General features: G+C 66.3%; 19 protein-coding genes. 12 read left to right on the forward strand and 7 right to left on the reverse strand.

Annotation, left to right across the window (positions count from 1 at the left end; translation table 11 throughout):
• Positions 1–4: 4 nt before the first annotated feature.
• The 6 genes from ACSQ22_RS19980 to ACSQ22_RS20005 all read right to left on the reverse strand — a co-directional run bounded on the left by ACSQ22_RS19980 (position 5) and on the right by ACSQ22_RS20005 (position 7,435).
• Positions 5–322: a hypothetical protein gene (locus ACSQ22_RS19980; protein ID WP_055402051.1), complete on the reverse strand. Its 318-nt coding sequence runs from the start codon at positions 320–322 to the stop codon at positions 5–7.
• 111 nt (positions 323–433) lie between these two features.
• Positions 434–2,044: a PepSY domain-containing protein gene (locus ACSQ22_RS19985; protein WP_436131333.1), complete on the reverse strand. Its 1,611-nt coding sequence runs from the start codon at positions 2,042–2,044 to the stop codon at positions 434–436.
• 19 nt (positions 2,045–2,063) lie between these two features.
• Complete coding sequence (locus ACSQ22_RS19990) at positions 2,064–4,280, reverse strand: TonB-dependent receptor (protein ID WP_436131334.1); 2,217 nt, start codon at positions 4,278–4,280, stop codon at positions 2,064–2,066.
• A 130-nt stretch (positions 4,281–4,410) separates the two neighbouring features.
• Positions 4,411–4,773 (reverse strand): DUF2946 family protein, encoded by a 363-nt coding sequence (locus ACSQ22_RS19995; protein WP_436131335.1) that lies wholly within the window; start codon positions 4,771–4,773, stop codon positions 4,411–4,413.
• 165 nt (positions 4,774–4,938) lie between these two features.
• Positions 4,939–6,378: an aldehyde dehydrogenase family protein gene (locus ACSQ22_RS20000; RefSeq protein ID WP_436131336.1), complete on the reverse strand. Its 1,440-nt coding sequence runs from the start codon at positions 6,376–6,378 to the stop codon at positions 4,939–4,941.
• A gap of 328 nt (positions 6,379–6,706) precedes the next feature.
• Positions 6,707–7,435 (reverse strand): FadR/GntR family transcriptional regulator, encoded by a 729-nt coding sequence (locus ACSQ22_RS20005; protein ID WP_121505524.1) that lies wholly within the window; start codon positions 7,433–7,435, stop codon positions 6,707–6,709.
• A gap of 127 nt (positions 7,436–7,562) precedes the next feature.
• Between ACSQ22_RS20005 and ACSQ22_RS20010 the strand changes: the two genes are divergently transcribed.
• The 8 genes from ACSQ22_RS20010 (at position 7,563) to ACSQ22_RS20045 (ending at position 16,555) form a co-directional block, all read left to right on the forward strand.
• Entirely contained in the window at positions 7,563–8,381 is an 819-nt protein-coding gene (locus ACSQ22_RS20010) for an NAD-dependent epimerase/dehydratase family protein (protein WP_436131337.1), read from the forward strand.
• Between the two features lie 64 nt (positions 8,382–8,445).
• Entirely contained in the window at positions 8,446–9,435 is a 990-nt protein-coding gene (locus ACSQ22_RS20015) for a TRAP transporter substrate-binding protein (RefSeq protein WP_436131338.1), read from the forward strand.
• Between the two features lie 80 nt (positions 9,436–9,515).
• A complete protein-coding gene (locus tag ACSQ22_RS20020) occupies positions 9,516–10,034 on the forward strand; it encodes a TRAP transporter small permease (RefSeq protein WP_176886896.1) in 519 nt (172 codons plus the stop codon).
• Positions 10,035–10,036: 2 nt separating this feature from the next.
• Positions 10,037–11,320, forward strand: a complete 1,284-nt coding sequence (locus ACSQ22_RS20025) for a TRAP transporter large permease (RefSeq protein ID WP_176886894.1) — start codon at positions 10,037–10,039, stop codon at positions 11,318–11,320.
• A 167-nt stretch (positions 11,321–11,487) separates the two neighbouring features.
• Complete coding sequence (locus tag ACSQ22_RS20030) at positions 11,488–12,519, forward strand: lactonase family protein (RefSeq protein ID WP_436131339.1); 1,032 nt, start codon at positions 11,488–11,490, stop codon at positions 12,517–12,519.
• 41 nt (positions 12,520–12,560) lie between these two features.
• On the forward strand, positions 12,561–14,138 hold the full coding sequence (gene garD / locus ACSQ22_RS20035) for a galactarate dehydratase (RefSeq protein ID WP_436131340.1): 1,578 nt from the start codon (positions 12,561–12,563) through the stop codon (positions 14,136–14,138).
• Between the two features lie 286 nt (positions 14,139–14,424).
• Positions 14,425–15,360 (forward strand): DMT family transporter, encoded by a 936-nt coding sequence (locus ACSQ22_RS20040; RefSeq protein ID WP_436131341.1) that lies wholly within the window; start codon positions 14,425–14,427, stop codon positions 15,358–15,360.
• 10 nt (positions 15,361–15,370) lie between these two features.
• Positions 15,371–16,555 (forward strand): aldose epimerase family protein, encoded by a 1,185-nt coding sequence (locus ACSQ22_RS20045; protein ID WP_436131342.1) that lies wholly within the window; start codon positions 15,371–15,373, stop codon positions 16,553–16,555.
• Positions 16,556–16,674: 119 nt separating this feature from the next.
• On the opposite strand, the gene ACSQ22_RS20050 is transcribed toward ACSQ22_RS20045, so the two are convergent.
• On the reverse strand, positions 16,675–17,610 hold the full coding sequence (locus ACSQ22_RS20050; protein WP_436131343.1) for a LysR family transcriptional regulator: 936 nt from the start codon (positions 17,608–17,610) through the stop codon (positions 16,675–16,677).
• Between the two features lie 128 nt (positions 17,611–17,738).
• Here ACSQ22_RS20050 and ACSQ22_RS20055 point away from each other — a divergent pair, with 128 nt between their 5' ends.
• From ACSQ22_RS20055 to ACSQ22_RS20070, 4 genes are all read left to right on the forward strand, one after another.
• Positions 17,739–18,524, forward strand: coding sequence for an SDR family NAD(P)-dependent oxidoreductase (locus ACSQ22_RS20055; RefSeq protein ID WP_436131344.1), 786 nt, complete (start codon positions 17,739–17,741; stop codon positions 18,522–18,524).
• Positions 18,525–18,809: 285 nt separating this feature from the next.
• Positions 18,810–20,330 (forward strand): DegQ family serine endoprotease, encoded by a 1,521-nt coding sequence (locus ACSQ22_RS20060; RefSeq protein WP_436131345.1) that lies wholly within the window; start codon positions 18,810–18,812, stop codon positions 20,328–20,330.
• A 339-nt stretch (positions 20,331–20,669) separates the two neighbouring features.
• Entirely contained in the window at positions 20,670–21,329 is a 660-nt protein-coding gene (locus ACSQ22_RS20065; RefSeq protein ID WP_436131346.1) for a response regulator transcription factor, read from the forward strand.
• Positions 21,326–22,678: an ATP-binding protein gene (locus ACSQ22_RS20070; protein ID WP_436131347.1), complete on the forward strand. Its 1,353-nt coding sequence runs from the start codon at positions 21,326–21,328 to the stop codon at positions 22,676–22,678. Before ACSQ22_RS20065 ends, ACSQ22_RS20070 begins: the two co-directional genes overlap by 4 nt.
• Positions 22,679–22,915: the final 237 nt, after the last annotated feature.

Raw genomic sequence — 22,915 nt, forward strand, 5'->3', positions numbered from 1 at the left:
CTTTTCATTCGCTCCAGTCCGAGTGCTTTTCGCACAGCTTGTTGGTTTCCTTGCCCTTGCGGGTTTCAGCGAACTTCACGAGGTTGCCCTTGAAATCTTCGGGCGTTTCGTTCCACATGCAGGTGCACCAGGCCTGGGCCTTGGTTTGGCCCTTGATGGGGCTGGGCTCGTTGCCACCCTCGTAAACGGTGGCAGAGTAGCTCAGGCACTGCCGGTATTGCGCGTCGCCTGCAGGTGGGCGGTTGTAGTCGGTGGCGGCCCAGGCCGAAGTGCCAGCGGCCAGCAGGAGGGCGGCGCCAGTGATGGTGCGGATCAGTTGCATGGGGAAAATCTCTGCGAGGGATGGAGCCCCCGCACGCCCGGGATGGACGTGCGGTGGGTGAAGCCCAGTGTAGTTGTTTGAAACAAAAGGTATCAAGCAAAAAATGACTGCTCAGCCACCTGTCGTAGGCAAGACACGGGCGCGCCTGCGGCGGCCCTGTCCGGCAAGCTGCGACGCTGGGCCCGCTACGAATGCGAACTTGGTGCCCAGCCGCCGCAATCCAATGACAACCCCCGTTGCGCTCAGCACCGCACCACCCAGGCTCAGCACAATGAGAACGATGTCCCACAGCGGGCGCCGCTCCAGCAGCGGCAGCCAGTCCCAGCTGTGCAGCATGGAGAACAGCCAGCGGCTGGTACGGCGATAGCTGTCGGTGCGGCCGAGTACGGCGCCGGTGTGGGGGTCGATGTGGATCCAGGTGGCATGGGGGTCGTCAAACACCAGGCGCAGCGCGGGCAGGGGCTTGTCGCCTCCGCCCGTCATGGTGTGGGTGGCGCGATCGTAGTAGTGCAGGTCGTAGGCGGTCAGCGTTTCGGTGCGCACCACGGCGTGGGGCAGCAGGCGCGCTGCGGCCTCGGCCACCGCGCCTGGGGGCCACTGGTGGGGTGCGGCAGTGGTCGCGTCGAGCAGCGCGGGGGCGCCGGTCGGGCTGTACGCAAGTACCAGCGGGTGGCCCGCGCTTTGCACCCAGCGCAGCTCCCGCGTGTTCGGTGAACCGCCTGACAGCAAAGCCTGCACGGTGGCGGCTTGCGGGGGCAACACCAGCGGGCCGCCGTTCATGGCCTGCTGGCGCAGTGGCGCGGCGCCGCTGTCAAAAATCTTCCACGGGTTCATGGACATGAGGCCGCTGAAGATCCAGGTGAATGTGATCAGCGCAAACACCAGCCCGAACACATGGTGCCAGCGCATCATGAAGCCCCGGTACGGCGTGCGCGAACCGGTCTTGTACCGGCCCTGGAAGCGCCAGCGCAGCACGCCCACCACGGTGCCCGTCAGCGTGAGCACGATGCCCGCAATAGAAAGCCAGTTGACGATGTCTGTCCAGTAGCCGTTGAAGACATTGCCCCGGAAGGGGTAGAGCCAGTGGATCCAGGCGCCTGCGTAGTTCCAGGCGCGCTCCTGCAGCGGCGCATCGCGCACCACCTCGCCCGTGGTGCCTGACACATAGACCACGGTGCTCGCGCTGTCGCCCAGGTGCAGGCGGTGCAGGGGGCGGTGCGCGTCGAGCGCACGCGAGTGGGTGAAGGCGTCTTCGTCGATCGTGCCCAGGTGTGCGATCCGTGCGCCGGGCTCCTGCGCGAAGGCGCGAGCCGAAGCGAGGGCGTGCTCGGCGTCTACGCGCTGCAACCGTTCGCCTGTGAGGGCGTCGATGACCGCAGGCGCTGGCGCCCTGCCCGGGCGTGGTACGGCGTCTCCGGCAGGGGCGGCGGGAACCACCATGTACACCGCGCGCGCGCCGCTGGCCACGGCGAGCCTCAGGTCCTGCAGCGGGCCTGTCAGGCCTGCGTGCGCCAAGGCGTCAGCGGGCTCCAGCAGAGGCTCTGTGCCCAGCGTTGCGCTGCGCAGCGGCGGCAGGTGAGCCAGGCGCTCGGCCTGTGTGAGCTTGGGGTAGCCCACGTACATCATCACCACGCCCGAGATGAACCACATGGCGAAGAAGGCGCACAGCAGCACGCCCAGCCAACGGTGGACGAGGTAGAGCCAGCGTTTGGCGTGTGGCATGTCTGGTGCTCCGCCTGCGTCAGAACGCGGTGTGCAGCGTCACGTCCAGCGTGCGCGGTGCGCCCAGGTAGACCTGGTCGCGCGTCTCTGCCGCGTAGATGCGGTCGGTGGCGTTGCGCACCCGACCGGTGAGGGTGGTCGTCTTGTTGACCTTCCAGGCCAGGCCCAGGTCCAGCAGCGTGTACGACGGCCAGAACTTGGTGTTGGCTGCGTTGCCGTACACCTTGCCCACATGGCGCACGCCAACGCTGGCCGTGACGGTGGGCGTGATCGCGTACGAGGCCCACAGGTTGGCCACCTGCTGCGGCACCAGTTGCGGCACGTTGCCCGCGCGCGAGACACCGCCCTGCACAAAGGTTTCGTACCGCGCGCGGGTCAGCGCCAGGTTGCCCTGCAACTGCCATTGCGGCGTGGGCCGAATGCCAGCCGACAGTTCGATGCCCTTGGACGACTGCTCGCCCACCAGCACTGTGAAGTTGGGGTTGGATGGGTCTTGCGATGCGATGTTCTTGCGGCGGATGTCAAACGCCGCCACCGTGGCGCTGCCCTTGCCGTCCCAGAAGTCGAACTTGCTGCCCACCTCGACCTGGCGGCCCGTGGTCAGCTCGCTGTTGTTGCGCACATCGGCGAACGAGGCCGAGGCCAGCGAGCCCGAGGGTGGGTCGGCCGCGTTGGAGGCCTGCGCATACAGGTTGGCGCCGGGCGCAATGTCCCACACCACGCCCAGGCGGCCGGTGGTGGGGCTGTAGCTGCGGCTGAAAGTGGCGGGCGATGTGGCCGTCACCGCACGGCGGTTCACCAGGTTGAGGTCGATGCGCTCGTGCCGCAGTGCGGTGATGAGGTTCACCCCGGATGCCACCAGGGTGCGGTTTTCCAGGTACAGCGCCGTGTTGGTGATCTTGTTGTCCTTGTCAGGGTTCAGGACGGGCGACATGCCGGGAATGTCGAAGAAATTCTCGGTGGAAAAGTTGTAGGGATTGACTGTGCTCACGGTGACCGAGGGGCCGAACGGGAAGCGCGTCTGCTTGTTCACGCTCACATCGAGGCCAAAAGCCCAGTCGCTCTTACGGCCTGCGAGCTGGCCCTGGTAGGTGCCCTCCAGCCGGTCGCCCACCAGCGTCTGGTCATGGCGCTGCAGGTAGGGTGCCGTGCGCGTGACGGCCGTGTTGCTCGCGTTGAAGGTGTAGATCTCGACATTGCGGTAGTCGCGCAGGGCGTCGTACACGTAGAACGTGTTCTTGAGCTGCAGAGCGTCCGACACGCGCCACTGCGCCACCGAGCGCAGCCACTGCACGCGGTGCTCGTACATGCCGTCGGCGCTGTTGTAGTTCTTGAAGCGCGTGGCAGGGTCGATGGTCAGCGCGCCCACGGCGGGGTTGAGCACCGGCGTGCCCCAGTAGGGGCGGTCCACATGGTCCTTCTGGTATTCGTAGGCCAGCATGTGGCTGAAGCCGCCGCCCAGGTCCGACAGCAGCGAGGTCGCGAGCTGGGTGGACTGGGTCTTGGTGCCCTCGGTCCAGCTGCCCGCGTTGCGGTGGTTGAGGTCGATGCGCGCGTAGTGCGCTGGGCCTGCGCCGCCATTGCCGCCCGCGATGCGGCGGTTCAGGCCGACGGACGCTTCCTTCATGTCGTAGGAGCCCAGACGCAACTGGCCTTCGGCGAAGTCGCTGCGCTCGGCCGTCTTGGTGATGTAGTTGATGGAGCCACCCACACCGCCCGAGCCGTACAGAAAACTCGACGCGCCGCCGATGGCCTCGACGCGGTCGTAGATCCAGCTATCGACCGCGCGCGTGGCGCTGCCGTATTGCGGGTTGATGCCGTTGTAGAGCTGCGCCACCGAGTTGCTGGTGAAGCCCCGGTAGTGCGCGGACATGGAGCCCGGCGCGTTGTGCGCCACCACGCCCGGCACGGCGCGCAGGATTTCCTGCGTGTCCTGTGCGCCGCGTGCGTCGATTGTGGTGCGGTCCACCACGGTGACGGAGGCCGGGTTCTCGCGCGCCGTCAGGCCCAGGCGGCTGGCGGTGTCCACGGGGGTGTCCAGACTCAGTTTGCCGTTGGGGGATGCGGCGGCATCGACCACATCCACGGCCTTCAATGTGGGTGCGGTGGTGGTCTGTGCGTGGGCTGCCATCGAGGCCAGCGCGCAGGTGGCGAGCACACCCATGCACAGAGGGGAAAGCGGGAAGAAGGCTGCGCGTGCACCGGGCACAGCGCGGCGCGAAAAAGAACGGGACATGAAAATGCTCTCGAAGCGACAGTGCAGCCGGGCAAGCTCCAAAGCCCAGGCTGGCGCCGTCTTGAAACCAACGAAGAAAGGCTGCGCAGCACCCGCCCACCAGGTGCCGGGCGCTGCGAGGGGCGTCAGTTCAAGAGCGTGTGGGCGGCCCGCGCGCCGGCAGCGGGGCGGCGGTGGCGGCCGCAATGCGGGCAGCCTCGACGGGCTGCAGCGCATGGGCCAGGGGGTGGGGTGGCAGCACGGCGGCTACCGGGGTGGGGGGCGGCGCGCTGGGAGTGGCGCACAAGGGACAGTCCATGCCCATGGCGCCCATCTCCACCGTGCCATCGTCGGTCTGCACCAGCAGCTTGATGGCGCCGGTGCCCGAGCAGATCACTTCGAAGGATTGCGGGTTCACCAGCGGCGATGCAATCGCCACCCCCATCGACGCCACGAACCATGCCAGCACCCACAGGCGCAGCGCGGCAAAGGTTGTTCGTGGGAGGGCGGTCATGGGGCGCGATGATACTGCGGCCACACAGCGGTGCGGGGCGGTTTGCTATAAATGTTATAGCGTTACTCGCTTTCTGCATCGGCGCCAGGGCCGGATTTTTTGGCAATTTGACGCAGGGCAAGCACCGTGGCTGCTGGCGCCGCCGCGTCGGCGGCGGCGCCAGGTTCAGGCCTGGGTGTAGGCCGTCTTGACCGTGGTGTAGAACTCGGCCGCATACCGGCCTTGCTCGCGCGGGCCGTAGCTGCTGCTCTTGCGGCCGCCAAACGGCACGTGGTAGTCCACGCCCGCCGTGGGCAGGTTCACCATCACCATGCCGGCTTGCGCATGGCGCTTGAAGTGCGTGGCGTGCTTGAGGCTGGTGGTGGCGATGCCGCTGGCCAGGCCAAAGGGCGTGTCGTTGGCCAGGGCCAGCGCTTCCTCGTAGTTCTTGGCGCGCAACACGCTGACCACGGGGCCGAAGATCTCTTCGCGGTTGATGCGCATGCCGGGCGTGGTCTCGGTGAACAGGGCGGGGCGCAGGTAGTAGCCGGGCGCGCCGTCGGCGTTCTTCTCCAGGGCTTCGCCGCCGTAGGTGAGCTTGGCGCCTTCCTGCTGGCCGATGCCGATGTATTCCAGGTCTTGTGCGAGTTGGCGGTCGTCCACCACGGGGCCGATGTCGGTGCCGGCCTTGCGGGCGTCATCCACCTTCAGGGTCTTCATCTTTTCGACCATGGTGGCCACGAAGCGGTCATGGATGCCTTCGGTCACGATCACGCGGCTGCTGGCGGTGCAGCGTTGGCCGGTGGAGAAAAAGCCGCTGTTGATGGCCGCGCCCACGGCCACATTCAGGTCGGCGTCGTCTAGCACCACAAACGGGTTCTTGCCGCCCATCTCCAGCTGCACCTTGGCACCGCGCGGCACGCAGGCGGCGGCCACACGCTGGCCCGTGCCGACGGAGCCGGTAAAGCTCACGCCCGCAATGCGCTCGTCTTCCAGCAGCACGGCGCCCACCTCCGAGCCCCGGCCCATCACCAGGTTGAACACACCGGCAGGCAGCCCTGCGCGGTGCAGGATGTCTGCCAGCGCCCAGGCGGAGCCGGGCACCACCTCGGCGGGCTTGAACACCACGCAGTTGCCGTAGGCCAATGCGGGCGCGATCTTCCAGGCGGGGATGGCGATGGGGAAGTTCCACGGCGTGATGATGCCGATGGTGCCCAGAGGCTCGCGCGTGATCTCGATGCCCACGCCGGGGCGTACGGAGGGGATCAGCTCGCCGCCGGGGCGCAGGGCCTCGCCAGCAAAGAACTTGAAGATGGCCGCGGCGCGGCCGACTTCGCCAATGGCTTCGGGCAGGGTCTTGCCTTCCTCGCGGGCCAGCAGGTCGCCCAGCTCGGCCTTGCGCGCGATGATTTCGTTGCCCACGGCGTCCAGGATGTCAAAGCGCTGCTGGGGCGTGGACACGCTCCATGCGGGGAACGCCGCGTGGGCTGCCGACACGGCCTCCAGCGCCTGCTCGCGGCTCGCCACGGCGTAGTCGCCGATCACATCGCGCGTGTCGGACGGGTTGGTGTTCTGGTAGGTGCGAACGCCGTCAGTCCAGGCGCCGCCAATCAGGTTTGCATGCATGGTGGTGGTGTGGTGGTGAAGAAGAGGGTGTTGAGAAAAAAAGGGGCGGTTGCATGCCGAGTGCGCAGCTTGCGCAGCGCAAACTGACGCTGCACCCAGGAAGGATGTCTTTCAATGTGCGCTGAGGGCTTTACGGCAGACAACTCCTGGTGGTTTGAAAGGCGCCGCAGTCCCGACCGCGCGAAAGCATTGCAACATTTTGTTGTATGTCATCGTACAACATAAGAAGTCCTCTCGGTTGTCGGGTAACTACTGATGGGACAACCGGGCGTCTCACCTTGGCCATGATTCCCCAGGGTTCATGAAGGAGTGACTCGGCTGGGGTGATTCAGCCCGCTTCGGCCTGCGCGCGCCGCCGACGTTCGCGGCTGTTGGCCAGGTGGGTGCGCATGGCGGCCCGTGCACCGTCGGGATCCTGGCCCACGATGGCGTCGTAGATGCTTTCATGTTCGCCGTTGACACGGCGCAGGTACTGGCGCCGCTCGTCATTGGCCGAATCCATGGCGGCCAGGCGGGCGCGCGGGATGATCATGCTGCCCAGCGTGCCCATCAGTTCGGCGAAGTGGCTGTTCTGCGTGGCACGTGCGATTTCCAGGTGGAACTGGAAGTCCGCCGCCACCGCGTCGCGGCCCGCATCCACGGCGGCTGCCACGGCGTCCAGCGCCTCGCGCATGGCTTTCAGGTTGGCCTCGGTGCGGCGTTGCGCGGCCAGCGCGGCGGCTTCAGTTTCTACCCCAATGCGCAGCTCCAGTACGGCAATCACGTCACGCAGGGTGCTGAACTGGTCGGGGGTGATCTTGAAGCCGGGCGCCTGCCCCAGCCCCAGCACAAAGGTGCCGATGCCGTGCCGCGTTTCCACCAGGCCAGAGGCTTGCAGCTTGGAAATCGCCTCGCGCACCACGGTGCGGCTCACGCTGAACTCGGCCATGATGGCGGCCTCGGTGGGCAGCTTGTCGCCCAGGGCCAGGCGGCCGTCGCGGATGCGGTCTCCCAGGGATTCGACAAGCTCCAGGGCCAGTGTGCGGGGCTTGCGGCGAAGCGGGGTATCGGTGGTCATTTCTTGGTGTTATCCCTATGGGGCGCCGGGGGCAGAAGCGGTACATTGCTTTTCGTTGTACGACAACTGATGACGTTCAACGGAATCTGTTGCCACTGTACCAAGAACCTCTGCCTTTGTAACCGCCATGCCTTGCCATCCGACGCCTATTCGTTTCCAACGCCTGCTATTGACCGGAGCTGCCGGAGGCCTGGGCCAGGAATTGCGTGCACGCCTGAAAGCCTACTGCGCCACCTTGCGGTTGTCTGATATCGCGAACCTGGGCGACGAAGGCGCAGGGGAGGAGCTGCGCCCCGCACGCCTCGAAGACGCGGGCGCCGTGCTCAGCTTGCTGGAGGGCGTTGATGCCGTGGTGCACCTCGGGGGCGTCTCCACCGAGCAGCCCTGGGAGCCCATCCTGCAGGCCAATATCGTGGGTGTCTACAACCTGTATGAAGCGGCGCGCAAGCAAGGCGTCAAGCGGGTGGTGTTTGCCAGCTCCAACCACGTCACCGGTTTTTATCGCCAGGACGAAGTGGTGGGCCCCAACGACCCGGCCCGGCCTGACGGCCTGTACGGCGTGTCCAAAGCCTTTGGCGAAGATTTGTCGCGCTTCTACTTTGACCGCTATGGCATTGAAACCGTGTGCCTGCGCATTGGCTCATCGTTCCCCGAGCCGCGCAACCGCCGCATGCTGGCCACCTGGATGAGCTACGACGACCTGGAGCGCCTGGTTGTTGCCAGCCTCACGGCGCCAGTGGTAGGCCACACCATCATCTACGGCATGGGCGACAACACCACCACTTGGTGGGACAACACCCTGGCGCGCCACATCGGCTACCGCCCGCAGGACAGCTCCGAGCCCTTCCGCGCCAAGGTGGAGGCGGCCGACCCGCACCCCGACTTGAGCGACCCCGCCGTCATCTACCAGGGCGGTCCGTTCGTGCGCACCGGTCCTTTCGAATGACCCTTGGCGCCGGGATTCCCGTCCATTCCGCATCACTCAAAAACCATTCCACCGGAGACAAACCATGACCTTTCGCCGTTCCCTGCTGACAGCCTGCGCCACCGCCGTGGCCGCAATGGCCTTTCTTCCCGTTGCCGCCCAGGCCCAGTCCATGGTGCTGAAGGCGGCCGACGTGCATCCCGCTGGCTACCCCAATGTGGTGGCGGTGGAGAACATGGGCAAGAAGCTTGACGCCGCCACCAATGGCCGCCTGAAGATCCAGACCTTCCCCGGTGGCGTGCTGGGCGGCGAGAAGGAAATGATCGAGCAGACGCAGTTCGGCGCCATCAACATCCTGCGCACCTCGCTCGGCCCGGTGGGCACGGTGGTGCCTGAGGTGAATGTGTTCAACATGCCCTTCGTGTTCCGCAGCCAGGACCATATGCGTGCGGTGATCGACGGCGCCATTGGCGATGAACTGCTGGCCAAGATCAGCGCGTCGCCCGCCAAGCTGGTGGCCATTGGCTGGATGGATGGCGGGTCGCGCAGCCTGTACACCAAGAAGCCCGTACGCACGCCGGCGGACCTCAAGGGCCAGAAGGTGCGCATGATGGGCAACCCCCTGTTCGTGGACACCATGAATGCCATGGGCGGCAACGGCATCTCGATGGGTTATGGCGAAGTGTTCACCGCCCTGCAGACCGGCGTGGTGGATGGCGCTGAAAACAATGCGCCCAGCTTCTTCACCAGCAACCACTACAGCACGGGTGCCAAGTTCTACACGCAGACCAACCACCTGATCATTCCCGAACTGCTGGTGGTCTCCAAGGTCACGTGGGACAAGCTCTCCAAGGACGACCAGGCCCTGCTCAAGAAGTTTGGCCGCGAAGCGCAGCTGGAGCAGCGCGCCCTGTGGGACAAGAGCGTGGAGGACTACACCGCCAAGCTCAAGGCAGCCGGTGTGGAGTTCATCAACGTGGACACCAAGGCCTTCTATGACGCCACTGCCCCCGTGCGTGCCAAGTACGGCGCCAACTATGCAGACCTGATGAAACGCATTGAGGCGGTGAAGTAAGCACTGGGTTTGCGTCTTGCGTGGGCGAACTCCTGGTGGGTTGCCTGCGCCTTTTTTCTTTGTCTTTCAGACCTGCTTGTATGGACCACCCCTTTTTGCGCTGGATGGACCGGCTCTACCTGGCCACCATCTGGGCGGCCGGCACGGCCATCTTCTTCATGTCGCTGATCATCCCGTGGGGCGTGTTCAGCCGCTATGTGATGGGCACGGGCTCGCAGTGGCCCGAGCCCATCGCCATCCTGCTCATGATGGTGTTCACCTTCATCGGCGCTGCGGCGGCCTACCGTGCGGGCGGGCACATCGCCGTCAACATGCTCACCGAAAAATTGCCCGCCCCGTTGCAGCGGCTGCTGGCGGTGCTGGTGGATCTGCTCATGCTGGTCATCTGCGGCTTTGTGGCCTGGTATGGCACCAACCTGTGCATTGAAACCTGGGGCCAGGGCATTGCCGAGCTGCCCTGGTTGCCCGTGGGCGCCACCTATGCGTCGCTGCCCATCGGCGCGGCCGTCACGCTGCTGTTCGTGCTGGAGAAGATGGTCTTCGGACCGCAGAACCACCGGCGCATCGTGCGCTTTGAAGAACTGACGGAAGGCGCCTGATCATGGATACCTTGGTACTGCTGGGCACGTTCTTCGTGCTCATGATGATCGGTGTGCCGATCGCCTATTCGTTGGGCCTCTCGGCCCTGGTCGGTGCGTTGTGGATTGACCTTCCGCTCGATGCCGTGATGATCCAGGTGGCTTCGGGCGTTAACAAGTTCTCGCTGCTGGCTATTCCGTTCTTCGTGCTGGCTGGCGCCATCATGGCCGAGGGGGGGATGGCCCGGCGCCTGGTGGCGTTTGCGGGCGTGCTGGTGGGCTTTATCCGGGGCGGGCTGTCGCTGGTCAATATTCTGGCATCCACCTTCTTTGGCGCCATCTCGGGCTCGTCGGTGGCTGATACGGCGTCCATCGGCTCGGTGCTGATCCCCGAGATGGAAAAGAAGGGTTACCCGCGCCCCTTTGCCACGGCAGTCACCGTAAGCGGTTCGGTGCAGGCCATCCTGATTCCGCCCAGCCACAACGCGGTGTTGTACTCGTTGGCGGCCGGGGGCACGGTGTCGATTGCCGCGCTGTTCATGGCCGGCGTGCTGCCGGGGCTGCTCATGGGCCTCACGCTCGCGGCGTTGTGCCTGTTCACCGCGCACCGGGAAGGCTACCCCAAGGGCGAGGTCATCCCGCTCAAGCAGGCGCTCAAGATCTGTGTGGAGGCGCTGTGGGGCCTGATGACCATGGTCATCATCCTGGGCGGCATCCTGTCGGGCGTGTTCACGGCCAACGAGTCGGCGTCGATTGCGGTGGTCTGGGCGTTCTTCGTGACCATGTTCATCTACCGCGACTACAAGTGGCGCGACCTGCCCAAGCTGGTGCACCGCACGGTCAAGACAGTCACGGTGGTGATGATCCTCATCGGCTTTGCGGCGGCCTTCGGTTACCTGATGACGATGATGATGATCCCGATGAAGGTCACAGCCTTCCTCACCAGCCTGTCGGACAACAAGTACGTCATCCTCGCCATGATCAACATCATGCTGCTGCTGCTGGGCTGCCTGATGGACATGTCCCCGCTCATCCTGATCCTCACGCCCATCCTGCTGCCCGTGGTCAAGCTGTTGGGTGTGGACCCGGTGCACTTCGGCATGATCATGATGGTCAACCTGGGCATAGGCCTCATCACGCCGCCCGTGGGCACGGTGCTGTTCACCGGCGCTGCCGTGGCCAAGCTGCCGCTCGGTGTGGTTACCAAGGCCATGATGCCGTTCTTTGTGGCGCTGTTTGTGGTGCTGCTAATGGTGACCTACGTGCCAGCCATCTCGCTGTGGCTGCCCCGAGCGATGGGACTGTGAAGAAATGAAGCACCCCCTGAGTCGCCTTCGGCGCCTTCCCCCTCAAGGGGGACGACGCCCTCACTGCGGGGCGGCCCTTGCTCGGCGCCTCTGGCCTGGTCCCTGCTCGTTCCATCGGCCGAGGGTAGTGGGCCGCTCCGTGGTGCACTGAAATGGTTACACACACGATGGCTACCGATACCCTGGTATTTGTCTCCTGCGCTGACAGCGGTGAGTTGCATGTGCTCCGTCTGGCGTCGGACTCGGGGCAGCTGTGCACCGAGCAGGTCCTGGCGCTGGGCGGGCAGCTCATGCCCATGGCGCTCAGCCCGAACGGCACTCGCCTGTATGTGGCGCGCCGCAGCGACCCGCTGGCCGTGGTCACCCTGGCGGTGGATGCGCGCGCGGGTTGCGCCGAGGTGTTGAGCGAGGCCGCGTTGCCCGCCAGCATGGCACACCTGGCCACCGATAACACGGGGCGCTGGCTGCTGAGTGCTTCCTACGGTGCGGACCTGGTCGCGGTGCAGGCCATCGCTGCCGACGGGGTGGTCGCTGCGGGGCGTGGTGCAACCACGTACGCCACCGGTCGCCACGCCCACAGTGCGCTGGCCAGCCCCGGCAACCGCTTCGTGCTGGCCGCCTCACTGGGGGGCGGGCAATTGCACCGTTACCGATTCGACGCCGCCACGGGCGCGCTGCAACCCACCGACCCTGCCGTGTTCGCCCTGCCAGCAGGCACAGGTCCTCGGCACCTGCGCTTCAACGCGCGGGGCGACCGCATCTACCTGCTGGGTGAGCTGGATGCCTGCGTGCATGTGCTGGGCTGGGACGAAGCCAGCGGCGGCCTGGAGCTGCTGCAAAGCCTGCCCACATTGCCACCAGGCTTTACAGGCCCGGCCTGGGGCGCCGACCTGCACCTGAGCGCTGATGGCCGCTGGCTGTACACCAGCGAACGCAACAGCCACACCCTGGCCGGGTTTGCCGTCGATGCGGTCACCGGCCAGCTGGCCCCCATCGACCACTGGTCTACGCAACTGCAGCCCCGGGGCTTTGCCATCACTCCGGACGGGCGCCACCTGATTGCCGCAGGCCAGATCAGCCACCGTGTGGGTGTGCACTTGATCGCGCCTGGCAGCGGTGCCCTGACCCAGGTGGCCGAGCACGATGTGGGGCTCAACCCGAACTGGATTACCGTGCTGCCCATGCAGCCTGATGCCTGATGCCTGATGAGATTGCATAAATTGACGAGACCGCGCCACCGATGAACCGACCCGCCCTCACCATCCGCATGCACCCGGATGACAACGTCGCCATCGTCGCCAACGACGGAGGCCTTCCTGCCGGCACGGTGCTGCCGCCCGGCGTGCCAGGCGCAGGCATCACATTGCGTGACAAGGTGCCCCAGGGCCACAAGGTGGCGCTGCAGGACATGGCCGAGGGCGATGTGGTGCGCCGCTACAACGTGCCCATCGGCTATGCGCTCAAGGCCATCCCGGCGGGAAGCTGGGTGCACGAGCGCCTGCTGCAGATGCCCTCGGCCCGCGCGCTCGAAGGCCTGCCCATGGCCACGGTGAAGCCTCCGGTGCTGGAGCCTTTGACCGGCTACACCTTCGAGGGCTACCGCAACGCCGACGGCTCGGTGGGCACGCGCAACATCCTGGCCATCACCACCACCGTGCAGTGCGTGGCGGGCGTGGTGGCCCTGGCGGTGCGCCGCATCAAGGACGAACTGCTGTCGTTGTATCCGCAGGTTGACGACGTGATCGGCCTGGAGCACACCTACGGCTGCGGCGTGGCCATTGACGCGCCCGACGCCATCATCCCCATCCGCACCCTGCGCAACATCAGCCTCAACCCCAACTTTGGGGGCGAGGTCATGGTGGTGAGTCTCGGCTGCGAAAAGCTGCAGCCCGACCGCCTGCTGCCTCCGGGCAGCTTCCCCATCACTGATGAGCGTGATGCAGCCCTGGGCCCCGAGACGGTGTGCCTGCAGGCCGACGAGCATGTGGGCTTCATGTCCATGCTCGACCACATCGTGCAAAGCGCGCGTCCGCACCTCGAACGCCTCAACGCCCGCCGCCGCGAGACCATTCCCGCCAGTGAACTCGTGCTGGGCGTGCAGTGTGGCGGCAGCGACGCGTTCTCGGGCGTCACCGCCAACCCGGCCGTGGGCTTTTGCGCCGACCTGCTGGTGCGTGCGGGCGCTACCGTGATGTTCAGCGAGAACACCGAGGTGCGCGACGCCGTGGAGCAGCTCACCAGCCGCGCCGCCACGCCCGAAGTGGCCAACGCTATCGTGCGCGAGCTGGGATGGTACGACCAGTACCTCGATCGGGGTCGTGTGGACCGCGCGGCCAACACCACGCCGGGCAACAAGGCGGGGGGCCTGTCCAACATCGCCGAGAAGGCCATGGGCTCCATCATCAAGAGCGGCACCGCGCCTATTGCGCACGTGCTGGCTCCGGGCGAAAAACTGCGCCGCGACCAGCGCGGCCTGGTGTACGCCGCCACGCCCGCCAGCGACTTCATCTGCGGCACGCTGCAGCTGGCTGCGGGCATGAACCTGCATGTGTTCACCACCGGCCGGGGCACACCCTATGGCCTGGCCGAATGCCCGGTGGTCAAGGTGGCCACGCGCAGCGACCTGGCGCGCCGTTGGCATGACCTGATGGACATCAACGCCGGAAAGATTGCGGACGGTGAAGCCACCATCGAAGAGCTGGGCTGGGAGATGTTCCACCTGCTGCTCGACGTGGCGAGTGGCCGCAAAAAAACCTGGGCCGAGCAGTGGAAGCTGCACAACGCGCTGGTGCTGTTCAATCCCGCACCGGTGACCTGAAGTGACACCCCCTGAGTCGCTTCGCGCCTTCCCCCTCTCTCTACGCGCTGCGCGCTACGGGAGGGGGACGCAGCCAGCGCACACAAGCAAAGCGCCGCATCCGCGGCGGGGCGGCCCTTGCGCGGCTGCCCGTGCCTGGGCTGCGCCCTTCGCATGCGTTGGCGGTGGCGCGTAGCGCAACGGATCACTGAAACGGTGGCCTTGCAGGCTGCGTCCTGGGGCTGCAAACCTCCCCCTCACAGCCCGTCTTTGCACGGGCTGTGTCACTAGAGAAAGACGAACTGACATGGGGCACACCCGATTTTCCGACCGCACGGTCGTGGTGGCGCTGGCGCTGCTGTGCTGCCTTCTCTGGGGCAGCTCCTACCCCGCCATCAAGACCGGCTACGCCTGGTTCGGCATCGCCCGCAATGACATTCCCACGCAGCTGGTTTTCGCAGGCTGGCGCTTTCTGGGCGCGGGGCTGATCCTGCTGGCCTGGGCCGTGGCCACGCGCAAGGCGATCTGGGGGCTGGAGCCCGGGGCCGGGCGCCAGCTGGTGGTGCTGGGCATGGCGCAGACCACGCTGCAATACGTGTTCTTCTACGTGGGTCTCGCGCACACCACGGGGGTCAAGGGCTCCATCATGAACGCCACGGGTACGTTCTTCAGCGTGCTGCTGGCGCACTGGGTCTATCACAACGACCGGCTGAGCCATGCCAAGCTGTGGGGCTGCGTGGTGGGCTTTTCGGGCGTGATGGTGGTCAACCTTGGGCGCGGCACGCTGGACCTGGACTTCACCCTGCTGGGCGAAGGTTTTGTGGTGATCGCCGCCTTTGTGCTCGCTGCGGCCAGCATCTATGGCAAGCAGGTGTCGCAGCGCATGGATTCGGTGGTGATGACGGGCTGGCAACTGGGGCTTGGCGGCGTGGCGTTGCTGGCCATTGGCTGGGGCCTGGGCGGCTCGCTCACGGGCTTTACCTGGGGCGCCACCGCGCTGCTGGTGTACCTGGCGCTGCTGTCCTCGGCCGCGTTTTCACTGTGGAGCATTTTGCTCAAGCACAACCGCGTGAGCCAGGTCACGGTGTTCAACTTCACGGTGCCGATCTTCGGCGCGGCGCTGTCAGCACTGTTCCTGGGCGAGGCGCTGCTGGAGTGGAAGAACCTGCTGGCCCTGGTGCTGGTGTGTGGGGGCATCTGGCTGGTCACGCGCGATGCTCCCGCCGCATCCGCCACCAAATAGACTCGCAGCCATGGCCTATTCCCTTTCACGCAAAGCGTTTCAGCAAGAGCTTCACGGCCAGCCGACTGACCTCTTCACCCTGCGCGGTGCTGGTGGCCTGCAGGTGGCCGTCAGCAACTACGGCGCACGGCTGGTGCAAGTGGCGGTGCCCGACGGGCAGGGCGGCCTCGTCGACGTGGCGCTGGGCTACGACAGCCTGCAGGGCTACCTGGACGGACAACTCTCCATGGGCGCCCTCATAGGCCGCTGGGCTGGGCGGTTGCGCAGTGGTTTGTTGACTCTGCCCGATGGCGCACAGCGGCAGCTGCCCACCAACAGCGGCCCCCACCACCACCATGGCGGGCCCAAGGGTAGCCGCTTTCAGGTGTTTGCGGTGGATGACGTGCAGGCCGATGCGCTCACCCTGAGCCACACCTTTCGCACCGAGGACGACGGCGTGCCCGGCACGCTCCGTCTGCAGCTGCGCGTGCACATCACCGCCGACAACGCGCTGCACATGGCGTGGACGGGCGAAGCGCTGGACGCCCCCACGCTGCTCAACATCACCGGGCATGCGTTCTTCAACCTGGCGGGCGCTGGCAGCACCCACGGCCACACCCTGCAAGTGCCCGCCAGCCGCTATGTACCGCTGGCGGCAGATGTGTGTCCTAGCGGGTTGGTGCAGCCTGTAGATGCCACGCCTTTCGACCTTCGCGAAGCCCGCAGCGTGGGTGCCGCCGTGGCGGAGCCCAGCGAACAGCTGTCGCTGGCGGGTGGGCTGGACCACTACCTGGTGCTGGATGACCATGTGTGGGACGAAGAGGGCGCGGTGCGGACGCCACCGGTGTCACCCGTCACGCCCTCGCAAGGCCTGCGTCTTGCGGCGCTGCTGAGCGAGCCCCTCACTGGTCGCACCATGGAGGTATGGAGTACCGCGCCCGGGGTGCAGGTTTACGCAGGCCACGGCCTCAAGGCTGATCCGGTGCGCGACCTGGGGCGGGGCGCAGAGCAGGGCGTCTGGCTATGGCAGCCGGGCGACGGCATCTGCCTGGAGCCCATGGAGTATCCCGATGCGCCCAACCAGCCAGGGTTTCCGGTGCGTTGGCTGGCGCCGGGCGACGTGGTGCAGGGGGCCATCGTGTACCGCTTCACCGGGTTAGGCTGGGCGGGACTTGGTGAGGGTTGCGATGACACTGTTCATGTGATTTTTAAGTGATTTTGGCCTCTAGCGCTTATCCAGTAAGCGCTAGTAGCTATTCAATTAATAGCTGTCGATTCGGTCTCAATCCACTGCAAACCATTGACTGCGCGTAGTCGAAGCGCCGCGTGAAACCTTCATGCGGCGGCAGGTGCGCCATGGGCCTCGCTCTGCAGATGCGCCTGCACCACGGCGGCCAGCCAGTCCATCACCACCCGACCGCGCTGGGGCAGGTGGCGCCGGTGGGGGTAGATCAGCGTCACCGGCATGGGCGGGGCAGGGTGGTGCGGTAGCACCTCCACCAGCAGTCCCCGGTCGATCAGCTCGCGCACGCCCAGCAAAGGCGCCTGGATCAGGCCCAGCCCTGCTGCGCAGGCGCCCAGGTAGGCCTCGGCGCTGTTGACGGTGACACGCCCAGCCATGGGGTGAAACTGCGGGCTGCCGTCGTCGCCCATCGTTTCAAATCCGGCGGACTTGGTGCCCAGCGTGCTCACGTAGTGCACCAGGTCATGCTGCGCCAGGTCGGCCAGTGATTGGGGCGTGCCCTTGCGCGCCAGGTAGCCCGGGCTGGCGCAGCTGGCCACGCGCACCAGGCCCAGGGGGCGGGCCACCAGCCCGGGTTCTGCCACCGGGCCCACGCGGATCACGCAGTCAAAACCCTCGCGCACCAGGTCCACGCGGCGGTCGGTGCTGCTCAGCTCCACCTCCAGCAGCGGGTGGCGGGCCAGCAGATCAGGCAGCGCAGGCAGCACCAGCTGGCGGGCAATGCCGGTGGACATGTCAATGCGCACGCGCCCGCGCAGCGCAGTGCCGTCGGGCTGCTGGAACATGGCCTGCAACTCGTCCACGTCATCCAGCAGATCCTTGCAGCGCTCGTAAAAGGCCTGCCCGTCTTGCGTCAGCTGCACGCGCCGCGTGGTGCGGTGCAGCAGGCGCGTGCCCAGGTGGGCCTCCAGCTGCTGCACGGCCAGAGAGGCGCTGGCTTTGGGCAGGCCCAGCACCTGCGCAGCCTGGGTAAAGCTGCTCAGCTCGGCCACACGGGCAAAGATCTGCATGCGGTCTAAAGGGTTCATTGTTCTTCGTGGATGGATAATGAATCATATTTTGCATGGTTTATCTTTGATTGGGACTCCAATAAAGTTCATCTCCAGCCCCGGTCACGCGGTGTGACCGGGCTTCAGACACTGCAAAGGACCCTGCCATGACAAGCGCTTCATCCCTTTCTTCAGCCCCCACCCCCGTCGTTTTGATCACCGGCGGCAGCCGCGGCCTGGGCCGCAGCGCAGCGCTGGCCGCTGCACACAGCGGCATCGACGTGGTGCTGACCTACCGCCATCAGGCCGCCGAAGCCCAGGCAGTGGTGGCCGACATCGAAAAGCTGGGCCGCCGTGCTGTGGCTTTGCCACTGGATGTGGGCGATGTAGCCAGCTTCGCAGCCTTCGCTGCGCAGCTGCAGCAAACCCTGCGCAGCCACTGGCAGCGCGAGCGGTTTGACTTTCTGGTCAACAACGCGGGCATGGGCGTGCATGCGCCCATCACCGAAACCACCGAAGCGCAGTTCGATGCGCTGGTCAACGTGCACCTGAAGGGCGTGTTTTTCCTCACGCAGCGCCTGCTGCCGCTGATGAACGATGGCGGCCGCATCTTGAACCTGTCGTCGGGCCTGGCCCGCTTCGCCTTGCCCGGCTACGCCGCCTACGCGGCCATGAAGGGCGCCATCGAGGTGCTGAGCCGCTACTTGGCCAAAGAACTCGGCCCGCGTGGCATCACCGTGAACGTGGTGGCCCCGGGCGCCATCGAGACTGACTTTGGCGGCGGCGCGGTGCGCGACAATGCGCAGCTCAACGCCTTTGTGGCCGCGCAGACGGCTCTGGGCCGCGTGGGTGTGCCGGACGACATCGGCCCGCTGGTCGCTTCGCTGCTGCAACCGGCCACACGCTGGGTGAACGCCCAGCGTATCGAGGCGTCGGGCGGCATGTTCCTGTGAAGCAGAGAACACCCCCCTGAGTCGCTTCGCGCCTTCCCCCCGCTCTCGCATCGCTCCGCGATGCGGGCAGGGGGACGCCACCCGTGCGGCGGGGCGGCCCTTGCACGGTGGCACTGGCGTGGGGCCGTGCGATATCAAAGACTGAGGTAGTTGCCGGGCCGTAGAAAACCAGGATGCGGCACCGATACCCGCGGGTTCATGGCTTACCGACTCCGCCTAAGTTTCGTCTAAGTGTCCGTGCCCACACTGCCTTCCATCGCAACCCTGATTGAAAAGGCAGACACCATGAACAACACGCTTGCATCCACTCCCCGCCGCCTGATCCTGGCCCTGGTGGCCGCGGGCGCTCTGGGCGCCACCGGCGCCGGCCTCATCAGCGGGCACCAGGCCCGCGCGGTCACACCCTCCACGCCCATCGTGGCGCAGACGGCCATGGCCCCGGGCGGTGCGCTGCCCAGCTTTGCGCAGATCACCGCGCAGAACGGCCCGGCCGTGGTCAACATCAGCGTCACGGGCAGCACCAAGACGGCGATGGCCAACGATGACGACGATGACGAGCAACCCGCTGCCCGCCAGGGCCGTGGCCCGCAGATCGACCCAAACGATCCGTTTTACGAATTCTTTCGCCAGTTCGGTTTCCCCGGCGCGGGCCCGCAAGGCCAGCCCAACGTACCCACCCATGGCCAGGGCTCGGGCTTCATCGTCAGCCCTGATGGCCTGGTGCTGACCAATGCCCACGTGGTCAAGGGCGCGAGCGAAGTGGTCGTCAAGCTCACTGACCGGCGCGAGTTCCGCGCCAAGGTGCTGGGCGCCGACCCCAAGACCGACGTGGCCGTGCTCAAGATCGACGCCAAGGATCTGCCCACCGTGCGCCTGGGCAGCACGCGCGACCTGCAGGTGGGCGAATGGGTGCTGGCCATCGGCTCGCCCTTTGGCTTTGAAAACAGCGTGACGGCGGGCGTGGTCAGCGCCAAGGGCCGCTCGCTGCCCGACGACAGCCTGGTGCCCTTCATCCAGACCGATGTGGCGGTGAACCCCGGCAACTCTGGCGGGCCGTTGTTCAACGCGCGCGGCGAGGTGGTGGGCATCAACTCGCAGATCTACAGCCGCTCGGGCGGCTACCAGGGCGTGTCGTTCTCCATCCCCATCGAGCTGGCCGCCAAGATCAAGGACCAGATTGTGGCCACCGGCAAGGTGCGCCACGCCCAGCTGGGCGTGGCCGTGCAGGAGGTGAACCAGGCGTTTGCTGAATCCTTCCAGCTGGACAAGCCCGAGGGCGCCTTGATCGCCAGCGTCAGCAAGGGCAGCCCGGCCGAGAAGGCAGGCCTGCAGGCGGGCGACGTGATTCGCCAGGTGAACGGCCAGCCCATCGTGGCCTCGGGCGACCTGCCCGCCTGGGTGGGCCAGGCGCAGCCGGGGCAGCAGGCCAAGCTGTCGGTGTGGCGCCAGGGCAAGCCCTTGGAGCTGACCGCCACGCTGGGCGATGCCAGCGACAAAGCGACCAAGCAGGCGCGCAACGACGATGCCGTGGGCAAGGGCCAACTGGGCCTGTCGCTGCGCCCGCTCGACCCTGAGGAGCGCCGAGAGGTAGGCGTGGCCGAGGGCCTGGTGATCGAACAGGCGCGCGGCCCCGCTGCGGCAGCCGGTGTGCAGCCGGGCGATGTGCTGCTGGCCATTAACGGCGCACCCGCCAAGAACATCGAGCAGGTGCGCGCTGCGATGGCCAAGGCCACCGCAGGCAAGTCGGTGGCGCTGCTGATCGAGCGCGATGGCAACAAGATCTTTGTGCCGGTGCGTTTGGGTTAAGCGGCCCCAAAAGCTCTCCTGGCGTCGTTGTTCCGTCTTGCCGTACTTTCGGTACTGTCTGCGACGAAACGCGTAGGAGGCTGTCGGACTTGGAAATCGTCGGCTGCAAATTGGCCGCAGCGGTCCATTTTTTACCGTCTTTTTGCCCCATAGCTCGGCTATGGGGCTGCAAATCCGGCAAAAACTGTCCTCGCTGGGGCCAATTTTCGCTTCGACGCTCCAAGTCCGACAGCCTCCTAGCCAGAACCGCTGCGCTGAGCTTTGTGGTCCGCTGTGATGCGATGCCTGCACGGGCCACTTCCGTGGCCCGATTGATTTCATTGGCTATGCTTGCCCACCATGCGCCTGCTCCTCGTTGAAGACGACTCCATGATCGGCGAAGCCGTGCAAGACCTGCTGCGCGCCGAACACTACGCCGTGGACTGGGCGCGTGACGGCGACGCCGCCGACACGGCATTGCGCACCCAGCCCTATGACCTCGTGCTGCTGGACCTGGGTCTGCCCAAGCGCGACGGCCTGGCCGTGCTGCGCGACCTGCGGGCGCGCAAGAACCGCACCCCGGTGCTGGTGGCCACCGCACGTGATGCCGTGGCCCAGCGCATCGAGGGGCTCGACGCGGGGGCGGACGACTACGTGCTCAAGCCCTACGACCTTGATGAACTGTTGGCCCGCATTCGCGCCCTTTTGCGCCGTGCGGCTGGGCGGGCTGAGCCGGTGTACGAACACAAGGGCGTGTGCATCAACCCCGCCACGCGCGAGGCCACAGTGCAGGGCGCGCCTGTCGTACTGTCGGCGCGCGAATGGGCGGTGCTGGAGCCGCTGATCGCACGGCCCGGCATGGTGCTGTCGCGCCAGCAGCTGGAAGACAAGCTCTACGGCTGGGGCGACGAGGTGAGCAGCAACGCGGTGGAGGTGTACATCCACGGCCTGCGCAAAAAGCTGGGGGCCGAGGTGCTTTTGAACGTGCGCGGTGTTGGCTATCTCGTTCCCAAGCTATGACAGACAAGCTCGTCCAAGCCCTGCGTGGCCTGCTCCCTCGCTCGCTGCGCATGCGGCTGCTGGTGTTCTTGCTGGCCGCCATCGTGCTGGCCGGCGCAGTGCAGGGCGCGCTGGCGTATCGCGGAGCGCTGGCCGAGGCCGATGCGCTGTTCGACTACCACATGCAGCAAACCGCACTGGCCTTGCGCTCGGGCCTGCCGGTGGATGCGCAAGGGCTGGGCCCGGGCCTGGACCCCGAGGACGAAAACCACGAATTCATCGTGCAGGTCTGGACCAACGAAGGCCTGCGCATTTTTGAATCGGCCGTGGGCGCAGCCCTGCCGCAGATTGCCGTGCTGGGTTTTACCGATGTGCAGGCGCGCGGCGGCACCTACCGTGTTTTCTCGATGCAGACGCGCTCGCAGGTGATCCAGGTGGCGCAGAACATGGCCGCGCGGCGCGACATGGCCCGCAGCCTGGCGCTGCGCACGCTGGCGCCGCTGGCCATCATGGCGCCGCTGCTGGTGCTGGCCGTGTGGTGGGGTGTGAGCCGATCGCTGGCCCCGGTGGAGCGCGTGCGCCGCCAGCTGGCGCAGCGCCAGGGAGATGACCTCTCGCCCGTGAGTGATGCGCAACTGCCCGACGAAGTGCAGCCGCTGGTCAGTGAGCTCAACCTGCTCTTCGAGCGCGTGCAGCGCGCCTTTGACGCACAGGAGCATTTTGTGGCCGATGCCGCGCACGAACTGCGATCGCCCCTGGCCGCACTGCGCCTGCAGCTGCAGGGCCTGCAGCGCGCGGGCGATGATGCCGCGCGTGCCGTCGCCATCGAACGCCTGTCGGCTGGCATCGACCGCGCCACGCGCCTGGTGGAGCAATTGCTCACCCTGGCCCGGCAAGAGGCCAGCACCTCCACCACCGAACCCGTGGACCTGCGCGCCGTGGCGCAGCTGGCCCTGGCCGACGTGGCCCCCGCCGCGCAGGCGCGCAGCATGGATGTAGGCCTGCTCAACTCCGACGCTGCCACCGTGCCCGTGACCGTGCGTGGTAATGCCGAAGCCCTGCGCATGCTGGCGCGCAACCTGCTGGACAACGCCATCAAGTACACCCCGACCGGCGGCCGGGTGGACCTGCAGGTGCGCAGCGAGGGTGATGCCGCCGTGCTCACGGTGGAAGACAGCGGCCCCGGCATCGCCCCCGAGCACCGCGAGCGCGTGATGCAGCGTTTTGTGCGCGAAACCTCGGAAGGTGCCCCCGGCAGCGGCCTGGGCCTGGCCATCGTGCAGGCCATTGCGCAGGGCCATGGCGCCACGGTGCAACTGGGTGCTTCGCCGCGTCTGGGGGGGCTGCTGGTGACGGTGCGGTTTGGCTGAGGGCTGCTGCTGGAAGACCCGTTGGGCGCAGGTGCTGTTTGTTGATGGTGCTTCTATTTTGATAGCTATTGGCGCTTGATGAACAAGCGCCAGGGGCCAAAAACGCTCAAAATATGCATGCTGCAGGTGTCTGCAGATACCGTCGCCTCTGCGCCAGGCCCTGTAGGCGTGTCGCCGCACAATGCGCAGGCGCCGCCTCCATCGCGGCGCACCGTCTTCCGTTGATCCAGAAAGCAT

Source organism: Acidovorax sp. LjRoot38 (assembly GCF_964252975.1).
In the GTDB taxonomy this organism is placed as follows: domain Bacteria; phylum Pseudomonadota; class Gammaproteobacteria; order Burkholderiales; family Burkholderiaceae_C; genus Acidovorax; species Acidovorax facilis.